Here is a 10,467-nt window from a genome sequence, read left to right as displayed (position 1 = left end):
GGGTTCTTCAGCGACCGTCGCCGGCGGCAACCCAGGCCCCGCGACGAACCGCAGGATCGACCGAGAGCCGGTCGGTGGGGCCGTCGGCCCGCCGTCCCGTTCCCTCGGCGAGCACCGCGCATTTCTCCCACGCCAGCCGGTCGTCCGGATCATCCGGACCGTGGGCACACCGGACGTAGCGGGACGGAGCGCGGACATCCGTCCGCTCACCGAGCGCGGCGACGAACGCCTCGTGCAGGTCGCCGAGGTCGCTGTCGCGCGGCCCGGCCAGATAACCGACCAACCCGGAACCGGTCCGGGCCGGGTCATCGTCCAGGAAAACCCCACCTGTGGTGGCGTCGGGCAGCAGAGCGCGCCACAGCGCGCGAGTGCCGGCCAGATCGACCCAGCCGTCGGGGCCACGCACCCAGTCCGGGCCGCGCATCACCGACGGCACCCCGATGGTCTCGGAGATCAGCTGTGCGGTGAGGTCGTCGGTCGCCGCTGCGATCACCACCCGTTCGATGCCGCGCAGCAGTGCGACGACGTCCTCCGTCGGCACGTACGCGGTGTCGCAGAGCATCGACAGCCGGGTCGCCGCGCCGGCGGTGGCCACGGTCAGGAACACCCGGGCATCCATCAGGTCCCAACCGCCGGCCGGCTCGATCCTCGTGCCGGCGGCCAGCCGGCGTATCGTCCGCTCGTCCGCCGGGTCGGTCGGCACGGCGGACGCGACGCCGTCCCGTACGTCGTTGAAGTAGACGCCGATGCCGAGGACCGCGCCACGCGCGAGGTGCTCCGCGGCCCTCATCCGCCAGGCTGCCTCGGGATCGTAGTAGCCGAACCGGTACGCGCCCACGCCCGCCAGGAAGGTCCGCCGGGCGATCCGCGCGAAGGAATCCTGGGCCAGATCGACCCGGACGATGCCGTCTCCGGCGACCGTGCCGACCAGCCGTTCCCGCTCCGCGTCGCGGTTGGCGCAGATGAGCTGCACCGGCACGACGTCGTGGCCGGTGTACCGGCCCAACACGAGAGCCTCCGCCGCCAACAGCACCGCCGACGAGGTGACCCGCAGGCGTAGGGCGGCAGCCGCGGCGGCGACGGTGACCGCCTCGCTGTACATGATCGTCCGGCGGAATCGGGGTGGCCCGGTGTCGTGGGTGCGGTAGTCGAAGATGGAGGCGGGAATGTTCCGGAGCGTACGGGCCCAGTGCCGCAGGGCTGTCTCGCTCGTGGCCCGCCCCGCCTCGGTTCGCTCGTACGCGGCCTGGTCGACGGGCTGGTGTTCGGGACGCGGCGGCCGTCGCCCGGCCAACAGCTCCGCGAGATCCGCCATGACCAGGTCGGCACCGGTGTGGTCGACCGCCAGATGACTGAACACCACCGCCACGAACCGTGGTCGGTCAGCCATGGTCAGCACGGCGATCCGTACCGGCCACTCGTGCACCGGCAACACGAGGCCGGCGAGTTGGTACATCCGCGTCCAGGCGGCCGCGTCCGCCGAGGCGTGCCCGGCGGTGGACAACGCCTCCACCGCGACCGGCAGCTCGCCGGAACCCTGCACCGTCTGCCGCAGGGTCGAGTCAGCGAACTCGAACACGGTTCGCAGGGTCTCGTGCCGGCGAAACAGTTCACCGAGCGCGTCGGCGACGTCGGTCAGACCGCACCGCTGCGGCACCGGCAGCACCCGCCCCGCGTTGAAGTACGGATCGTGCTCCCCCATGAACTGGATGCAGGACCAGATGGCCCGCTGCCCCCAGGTCGCTTCCGCCTCGACGGTCCGCTCGTCCGTCACCCGGACGAGAAGGCAGTTCGGCATTTTGTCGTCCCCCCGTGCGGCGGGCCTCATTCGGCCGGCAGGAACCGCTTGCGGATCCGGCCCAGTGTCCGGAAGTCATCGACGCTCAACTGCTGCAGGTCGATCGGACTGCCGGAGATCTCCTCCAAGAGGTACACAAAGTCCAGGAAGTCCAGCGAATCGATCAAGCGGGCCTCGATGAGGTCGTCGTCCTCGCCGATGTCGCCGGTCAGCGACGGGTTCCTGCTCCGGATCCACTCGCGGATCTCATCCATGTGGGTACTCCTCGATCGAGTCGGGGTCAGCGGACCCGGCCACCGCGATCGCCGCGGCCCAGCCGTCCTGATGGGTGATGCTCACCGCGACCGACCGCACGCCGCAGTGCTCGGCGTGCCGCCCGGCCCGGCCGGACAACCGCACGACCGGAGCGCCGTGCGGCAGCCGCAGCACCTCGATGTCGTGCCAGGCCACAAGGTCGTTCGGGCGCAACGCCTTGACGACCGCCTCCTTGGCGGCGACCCGGCCGGCCGCCCGTTCGGGTAGATCCCCACGGACGAGTCGCAACTGCTCCAGTTCCGGCCCGGTGAACATGTCGGCCAGCCAGCGGTCGCCGTGGCGGTCGATCGCGCGGCGGACCCGCTCCACCGCTACCAGGTCGAGACCGACCTCCGGCGCATCACCGACCAGCCGGCGCAGTGCCTCGGCCGGCCCGCCCCCCGGACCGCGACCGTCGAGATCCGGTCCTGGCAGATCCCAGCGCCCCGGACCTCGGCCCGGCAGGTCCCGACCGTCCGGTGTGCCCGGGGGCACCGTGCGGGTCACGACGCACGTCCGACCCGCACGACGGATTCGCCGGTGGCCGGCAGGCCCGTCAGACGCGACACGATCTCCGCGGCCGGCTCCACCACCGTCACCCAACGGGCGCCGGTACCCGCATAACGGGCCATCTCGGCGATCCCGCCCTGCGTCTCGACAGTCGGCACCGCGGCGGACCCGCGCGGCACCGGCAACCGCCGGCCGGTCACCGTGGTCCAGGCGACGAAGCGGCCGGCCGGCGGTTCCGCCGCCTGCGTGACAGCCGAGCGCAGCACCCGGTGCCGGCGACCCGGCCAGCCGATCGCGAACCGATCGGTGACAGTGGTGGCGTCCTCGCCAGCCGCCACGATGGCGGCCTGGTAGTCCGGATGCGCGGCCGCCTCCGCCGCGACCACGAACGCCGTGCCGCACAGGCAACCACTCGCGCCGGCCCGCAGGTGCGCCGCGACCTGGTCGGCCCGCTGGATACCACCGGCAGCCAGCACCGGCACCGGCACGCCGCGGTCCAGCACCTCGGCCAGCAGATCGGCCACCGGCCGGTCCCCCAGATGGTGCCCGCCGGCCTCGACGCCCTGCACGGCGAGCACATCGGCACCATCCGCCGCCGCCCGCTGAGCGTCGGCGGCGGACCCGACCTGGACGAGGACGGCGTGCCCCGCGTCGTGCACCCGAGGTACCAGCCACGACGGCGGCGGGCCGTACACGTTGATCACCAGTCTGCGGTCGGCGGCGTCCAGCACCGCGGCGACCTGCGCGGGCAACGTCGCGTCGGCAACCTCCGGGATCACGTTGACGCCGAAGGTGGCCGCGGTGTTCTCCGCCGTGCGGCGGACCAGCTCGGCGGCGGTGGACGCGTCGACGCGGTACAGCGCCACCGTCCCCAACGCGCCGGCTTCGGCCACCGCCGCGGCCAGGGCGGGGCCGGCGACCCCACCCATGCCGGCCTGCACCAGGGGCAGCCGGACGCCGAGCACACCGGCGGTGGCCGGGACGTCAGCCACTGGCCCGCTCCGCGACCGCGAGCGAGGCGCGCACCGACCCGTGCGCGCACACCATCGCGTGGATCCAGCGTTCGACACCGAAGGCGGTGCACGAGCTGTACGCGTGGTCGGCACCGATCCGGATGTCGAGCCGCTCACCGAAGAAGTTGCGGTGCCGGTTCACCGAGGCGATCGCGGTGCCGTCCCCGGTGACGAACTCATGCTTGACCGGGTCCAGCATGGCGAGCCGGGCCCGGGAACCGGTCCGGTCGTAGAACGGATCGTTGGCCGCCTCCACCGTCACCGGCACGCCGAGCCGGTTGGCGAGGTCGAGAATCATCTCGCGGGAGACGTTCAGGTGCCCGGCGGCACCGTCCTGGTCCCCGACGAACAGGATCTCCCGCATGTGGAAGCCCCAGAGCCGGCGCAGGCCCTCGAACCGCTCCTCGTTGCGGAAACACCGGCCGGTCGCGGTCAGCCGTACGGGGGCGTCGAGGCGGACGCCCGTCATGGCGGTGAGCAACCCGTAGCAGGTCGCGGAGGGTAGGAGGTAGCCGGTCGGCACGGTGGTCAGCGCGGTGGGGTCGGCGCCGGCGGCGGCCTCGGCGGTCGCCTCGGCGGTCAGGCGGGCGGCCAGCACGCCCAGGTGCGGAAAGTTGCGGAAGTAGTCGAGCCGGACGAGGTCCGCCGCCGGTAGCAGCGGCGGCCCGACCACGGGCGCCGCACCGAACCGCTCCGCGACCTCGACGAAGAGCCCGTCGAGGAGGTGGAAGAGGCGAGCCTGGTCGGGGTCGAGCACGATCAACCCGGGCCCCGGGTCGCGCAGCGCCGGAACGGTGCCGAGATGGGCTTCGGTCGGGCCCGCGGTCATGCCAGCACCCCGATCCGTCGGTAGAAGCTGTACGCGCGCCCGGCGAAGGCGTCGTGCACCGCTCGGCGTCCCGGGTCGGCCAACAGCCGCTGCCGGAACGCGGCGGGCCGGTCGATCCCCGCGTCCCGGTAGGCGTCCACGCTGTACATCTGGTGCAAGGAGGATTCGATGTACCGGGCCACGTACCGGCGGGCCTGTTCCACCTCGGCGGGCTCGCAGGTGGCCCGCAACCGGTCGAACAGCACCCGGACGAGGTGGCAGCCGAACGCGATGTGCCGTGACTCGTCCTGGTGGTGCACGCGGTTGATGGCCCGGATCGTCTCCGGCAGGGTGGCGTCGGCCGCCATCCGGCTGTTGAAGTAGTCGACGATGATCTCGAAGATGAGGATCCGGCTGAAGACGATGAAGTGGTCGACGACCGGGCTGGCCGGCTCCCGGGGAAACGCCATCGTCCGGTCCGGATAGATCTTCCCGCCGTAGCGCAGGCAGAACTCGGCGAAGAACCACATGTGCTCGTTCTCCTCACCGAGGAAGTGGTGGAAGAACGGGGTGGGGATCTCGAATCCGGGCGTGTGTATCCGCGCCACGACCTCCGTCATCAGGTCCCGGATCCCGTGCACGTTGAGGCTGTAGAAGTGGATGCTCTCCCACTTGGACAGCGCCAGTCGTTGTGCCGACGACAGGTCGGCGGCCGCCTCGGTGCCGTGCACGGTCATCAGGTCGGCACTCATCCACGGGATGCTCTCGTCGATGTGATCCGGCCACTCGAACGTCTGGTAGGGGTTGTAGTAGTTCTCCTCGGCGGTGTGGGTGAGGCGGTCCACCGCGGTCCGCATCTCGTCGTCCCAGGTCAGTTCGGTAACAGCGGTCATACGGCGCCTCCGGGGGTAGAAGACCTCTGCACGATGTCGGGCGTGTCCTGCGATGCTCCGGTGGGCGCGTCGAGGTGTACCCAGTCCGGACCGCTGCGGGTCCAGCCGGGCCCGCGCCGGACCACGGCGAGCCCGGCGACCGCGGCGAGGTCGGAGATCCGCAGATCGTCGGCCTGCACGGCGGTGACCAGGACCTCCTCGACCGCGCGCAGCAGGGCGAACGCCGTCTCGCGGGTCAGGTAGGCGGTGTCCGCGAGCAGGTACAGCTGCCCGGTGTCGGGGGCCGCGCCGGTCGCGAAGAACGCCTTGGCGTCCACCTTGGCGTGCGAGCCCACCACGAAGGTGCGGGTCCGTGAGCTGAGGCTGCGTGGGCCGTCGGGCGCAGCCGGCAGCCCGGGCCAGGCGCCGGAGGCTCGGATGTCGTTGAAGTACGCGGACAGGTCCATCGGGGCGCCCCGGGCGAGGCCGGCCTGTTCCCGCAGCTGGCGAACGGCCGCCGGATCGTAGTGCCCGTACCGGTACGCCGCCATCGCCTGCATGTGGCCCCGCCGCACCGTCTCGGCGAAGGAGCCCGCGTCCAGATCCAGCAGCAGCAGGCCGTCCTGGGCCGCCGGGCCGACCATGGTGCGGAACCGCCGGTCATGCCGGTTGGCGACGATGAGCTGAAGCGCGACGCGGTCGTGCCCGGTGTGCACCCCGAGCAGGACGCCACAGGCCACGGTGAGCACGCTGGCGGTGCTCACTCCCCACCGGTGGGCGAGTTCCGTGGCGGCCACCGCCAGGGCCGGCGACTCCATGCCGACCCGCACGAACCGTAACGTCTCCGGTTCCCGTGGCGGGAAGTCGAACAGTGTCCGTGGTGCCTGCGCCAGCGTCCGGGCCCAGTACTCGACCGACTCGGCACCCCGGCCGGCGCCGGCGCCGTCGCGTTCGAACGCCACCCGGTCCAGCGGCTGCGTCGGCACGCCAGCCGGGTCGGCGCCGGCGACCAGGGCGGCCCAGTCGTCGGTGAGCACCCGGATCGACCAGGCGTCCACGGCCAGGTGCGACAAGGCCAGCGCCAGCTGGGTGGCCACGCCGTCGCGGCGCACCACCGCGCAGCGGAACGGCAGCTCCTCGGCGTACCGGAAGGCGCGGGCCGCGAGGTCGGCGGCGACCTGCTGTGCCACCTGCGCGGCGTCGTCCCCGGCCTCGTGCACGTCGACGGAGAGCTCGCCGGCCGCCACAACGGTCTGCCGGGCACCGTCCGGGGTGTCCGCGATCGTGGTGCGCAGCGCCTCGTGCCGCTCCACCAGCCGGCGCAGCGCGGCACCGACCCGGTCCAGGTCGGGGCCGCCGACGATCGGCAGCACGTACGGGATGTTGAAGTACGGGTCGTCCTCGTCGAGCCAGCGTACGGTCCGCCAGATCGACTCCTGCCCCCAGCTCAACGCCGCCTCGGCGGTACGGGTGCCGGTGAACGGCACGGTCATCGACGCCGTCACGTGGACACCCGCGCCTGCATGCCGAACAGCTCCGCGTACAGACCGCCGCGCGCCATCAGCTCGGTGTGGCTGCCGCTCTCGGCCACCCGACCGCCGTCCAGCACGACGATCAGGTCCGCCATGCGTACGGTGGAGAACCGGTGCGACACGAAGAGCGTGACGCCGCCGTTGACGGCGCCCACCCGCCCGGCGGAGTCCCGGTACCGCTCGAAGATGGCGTGTTCGGCGGCCGCGTCCAGGGCCGCCGCCGGCTCGTCGAGTACCAGCAACAGCGGTCGGTCGCGCATCATCGTCCGAGCCAGCCCGAGCCGTTGCCACTGACCGCCGGAGAGCTCCGCGCCGTCGCCGTACCCCTTTCCGAGCAGACCGTCCAGACCACCCGGTACCGCGGCCACCGCACCGCCGGCCTCGGCCCGGTCGACAGCGTCGGCGACCGCGTCGCGGTCCTCGACGCGCGTCACGTCACCGAGCCCGACACTCTCCCGCACCAGCAGTTCGAAGCGCGCGAAGTCCTGGAACAGCGGGGCCACCCGCTTGCGCCACTCGTCGTCCGGCACGTCAGCCAGGTCGCCGTGGTCCAGCAGGATCCGCCCGGCCACCGGCTGGTACAGCCCGCAGAGGAGCTTGACCAGCGTGCTCTTGCCGGCACCGTTCTCGCCGACGATGGCAACCGAGCCACCGGCCGGCAGCCGCAGGTTGATGTCGCGGAGCACGAGACGGTCCGTTCCCGGGTAGTGGAAACTCACGTTCTCCAGCACGATGCCGTCGTTCAGACGCTCCGGCACCACGCCGGACGACTCCGTGCCCACCGTGGTCGCCGCGCCGGTCGACCGGCGCAGCCGGGTCAGCCGGGCCACGGTCCGACCGACCCCCTGCAACAGCGCGAGCAGGTTGAGAGCGCTCGCCACCTGCACCGCCACCTGCACCGCCAGGGTGATCACCAGGACCACGTCGCCCACGTCGGCGCGCCCGTCGCGTACCTGCGAGATGACCAGCACCACCGCGCCGCCGTACGCCAGCGCGAACACCGACTGGCCGGCGGAGCGCAGCGTCGCCGCCCGGCGGTGCGCCCGCCACAACAGTCGGGTCGACGCCGACCAGGCCCGATCGTGCCGGCGCAGCAGTTCCTGCTCGCCGTGGAACAGGCGGATCTCCTTGATCGCGGCCGGAGTGGTGGCCAGTTCCAGCAGGTGCCGTGCCTGCCGGGTGGTTTCGGCGGCGTTCTCCTTGGCCGCGTCGATGGTCGCCTGGGCCCGCTTGCCGATGAACACCGGCGCAAGAGCCGCGACGGGCAGCAGGAGCAGCCATGGATTCAGCATCGCCAGCACGACGGTTGTGACGAGAACCTGGAGCAGCAGGCCGGCGAGTTGCAGCACCGCCTCCAGCGCCACCCGGGTGCGAACCAGTTCCTCCTGCACCATCGTCACGCCGTCGGCGAACTCCGGGTCGTCCACCCGTTCCAGCCCGTGGCCCGCGTTGACGTGCCGCAGCAGTTCCTCGTTGAGGGCCACCTCGGCCAGTTCGCCGACCTCGAAGTACGACAGGTGCGCGAAGTGGCCCAACATCAGCTCGAAGGTGAGCAGCACCGCGACGACAAGCGCGGCGATGGTGGCCGCCGAGACGTCGCCGCTCAGCGCGGCGTTGGTGAGATCCCGCAGGCCCAGCGCGATGAACGGGGTCGCGGCGTAGCCCAGGAGCATCAACACGCCCGACCGGATGAGCCGGCCACGGTCCAGGCGGGCCGCCAGGCCCAGCATGAAACGGGCGGTACGCAACAGCCCTATCACGCGGTCACCTCCACGAGCGGCTCGTCGTCATCGGAGAAACGCCGCGCCTGAAGGTGGAACAGTTCGGCGTACTGGCCGCCGGCCGCCATCAGCTCGTCGTGGCTGCCCTGCTCGGTCACCCGTCCGCCGTCCAAAACGATGATCTGGTCGGCGCGTCGTACGGTCGAGAACCGGTGCGAAATGATCACCGTGGTGAGTCCACGGGTCAGTTCGAGGAACCGGTCGTAGAACTCGACCTCCGCGCGGACGTCGAGTTGGGCGGTGGGTTCGTCGAGCACCAGGACGGACGCGCCGTGCCGCACCGCGAACAGCGCCCGGGCCAGGGCGATCCGCTGCCACTGGCCACCGGAGAGGTCGGTGCCGCCCGCGTACTGCCGGGACAGGATCGTGTCCAGGCCGCGCGGCAGGGCGTCGATCACCTCCTCGGCGCCCGCCCGGCGGGCGGCGGCCAGCAGACCTTCCCGATCGTCGAGGTGGTCCGCCGCGCCCAGGCCGATGTTCGCCGCCGCGTCCAGCTCGTAGTGCACGTAGTCCTGGAAGATGACGGCGAGCCGCTGTTGCCAGTCCCGCGGTGAGTACTGGCGCAGGTCGACGCCGTCGATCGAGATCGCTCCGCCGGTCGGGTCGTAGAGCCGGGCCAGCAGCTTGACCAACGTGGTCTTGCCGGCACCGTTGAGCCCGACGATGGCGGTGCTCCGCCCCGCCGGCAGGGTGCAGGAGACCCCGTCGAGCACCGGGCTGCCGGCCTCGCCGTAGCGGAACGCCACGTCGTCGAAGCGGATCGGGCCGATCGGGCCGGCCGGCACCGGCAGGTCACCGGCGACGCCGGCCCGGCCTTCGGCGGCGGTCCGCTCGAACGTGGTCAGCGCCTGGTACGCCTGCATGCCGTACTGGGTCTGCACGTCCGACTCCGGGAAGAACACCCCGAACCGGATCGGGATCAGCACCCCCTGGATGGCGATACCCAGCTGGGTCAGCGTGAGCGTGCCGCTGCCGGCGGCACCCGCCAGCCAGTACAGCACTGTCGCGCCGCCGACCAGCGCGACGACGGCGTACGCGAGGAACGGGCGCAGCAGGATCCGCCGCCGGCCGACCCACAGCGGGTCCAGGTAGGAGCGCGAGTCGGCCCGATGCCGGCGCTGGTACCACTCCAGCAGCCCGAACATCCGCATCTCCTTGGCCACCTTCGTGCTGGTGCCGAAGGAGCGCAGATACATCACCCGCTGCCGGCTCGACAGCAGACTGACCCAGAGTGCGCCGAAGCGGCCGAGGGAACCACGCTGGCCGTACCGGACGATCAACGCGGTCGCCCCGATCAGCAGCGCAGCGGGTACCGAGAGCACGAACCCGACCAGGATGACCGCACCGGCGAGCTGGCTGTACCGCGCGATCAGCGCCAACGCGCCCGCGACCGCGTCGCCCGGCGTGGGCAGCACCCGGTCGTAGCCGCCCCGCGCCTCACCGAGCAGTCCGCTGATGTCGGGTCGCTCCAGCACCGCGATCGGGGCTTCGGCAAGGGCCGCGCGGCCCAACCGCCCGGCGCAGAAGCCGTCTACCCGCCGGATCACCACCTCGCCCAGAGCCGACTGGAACGGCACCAGCATCTGCTGGAAGACGAAGGCGGCCACCGCGATCGTCAGGCTGAGCACGACGGTACGCCAGGCGTCCGGGGCCCCGCCGGCGACGGCCGGAAGGTCACCGAGCACCTGGCCGGTCCAGATGATGAATGCCATCGGCAGCACGCCGATCAGCAAGTTGAGCAGGACCGCGGCGATGATCACTCCGGCGCCGGCCCGGGGCAGCAGCCGGAAGATGGCCGACCACCGTTCCCGGGTCGGCCGCGTCCAGCCGCGTACGCGTTCGGTCAGGGTGGGCGACAC

Annotated in this window: 9 protein-coding genes; all 9 read right to left on the bottom strand. The window is 72.0% G+C overall.

What is annotated here, in order from left to right; all coding sequences use genetic code 11:
- Positions 1-7 precede the first annotated feature (7 nt).
- From KBX50_RS03650 to KBX50_RS33510, 9 genes are read right to left on the bottom strand one after another with little or no spacing between them, the layout of a single operon-like run.
- Positions 8-1,798 (bottom strand): condensation domain-containing protein, encoded by a 1,791-nt coding sequence (locus KBX50_RS03650; protein WP_210934656.1) that lies wholly within the window; start codon positions 1,796-1,798, stop codon positions 8-10.
- 26 nt (positions 1,799-1,824) lie between these two features.
- Positions 1,825-2,052 carry a hypothetical protein gene (locus tag KBX50_RS03645; RefSeq protein ID WP_210934653.1) on the bottom strand — a complete coding sequence of 76 codons (228 nt, stop codon included), beginning with the start codon at positions 2,050-2,052 and terminating at the stop codon, positions 1,825-1,827.
- Positions 2,045-2,599 carry a holo-ACP synthase gene (locus KBX50_RS03640; protein WP_210934651.1) on the bottom strand — a complete coding sequence of 185 codons (555 nt, stop codon included), beginning with the start codon at positions 2,597-2,599 and terminating at the stop codon, positions 2,045-2,047. The genes KBX50_RS03645 and KBX50_RS03640 overlap by 8 nt, the downstream gene beginning before the upstream one ends.
- Complete coding sequence (locus KBX50_RS03635; protein ID WP_210934649.1) at positions 2,596-3,594, bottom strand: nitronate monooxygenase family protein; 999 nt, start codon at positions 3,592-3,594, stop codon at positions 2,596-2,598. Before KBX50_RS03635 ends, KBX50_RS03640 begins: the two co-directional genes overlap by 4 nt.
- Positions 3,587-4,444 (bottom strand): aminoacyl--tRNA ligase-related protein, encoded by an 858-nt coding sequence (locus tag KBX50_RS03630; RefSeq protein WP_210934647.1) that lies wholly within the window; start codon positions 4,442-4,444, stop codon positions 3,587-3,589. The genes KBX50_RS03635 and KBX50_RS03630 overlap by 8 nt, the downstream gene beginning before the upstream one ends.
- Positions 4,441-5,316 (bottom strand): diiron oxygenase, encoded by an 876-nt coding sequence (locus tag KBX50_RS03625; protein WP_210934646.1) that lies wholly within the window; start codon positions 5,314-5,316, stop codon positions 4,441-4,443. Before KBX50_RS03625 ends, KBX50_RS03630 begins: the two co-directional genes overlap by 4 nt.
- Positions 5,313-6,800, bottom strand: coding sequence for a condensation domain-containing protein (locus KBX50_RS03620; protein WP_210934645.1), 1,488 nt, complete (start codon positions 6,798-6,800; stop codon positions 5,313-5,315). Before KBX50_RS03620 ends, KBX50_RS03625 begins: the two co-directional genes overlap by 4 nt.
- Positions 6,797-8,587, bottom strand: a complete 1,791-nt coding sequence (locus KBX50_RS03615) for an ABC transporter ATP-binding protein (protein WP_210934644.1) — start codon at positions 8,585-8,587, stop codon at positions 6,797-6,799. The genes KBX50_RS03620 and KBX50_RS03615 overlap by 4 nt, the downstream gene beginning before the upstream one ends.
- The gene (locus KBX50_RS33510) at positions 8,584-10,467 is read right to left on the bottom strand and encodes an ABC transporter ATP-binding protein (protein WP_210934643.1); all 1,884 of its coding nucleotides are present in this window, start codon (positions 10,465-10,467) and stop codon (positions 8,584-8,586) included. The genes KBX50_RS03615 and KBX50_RS33510 overlap by 4 nt, the downstream gene beginning before the upstream one ends.

Origin of the sequence: Micromonospora sp. C51, from assembly GCF_018070435.1 — a bacterium.
Taxonomy (GTDB): Bacteria; Actinomycetota; Actinomycetes; order Mycobacteriales; family Micromonosporaceae; genus Micromonospora; species Micromonospora sediminimaris.
This window is presented reverse-complemented; position numbering and strand designations above follow the sequence as displayed.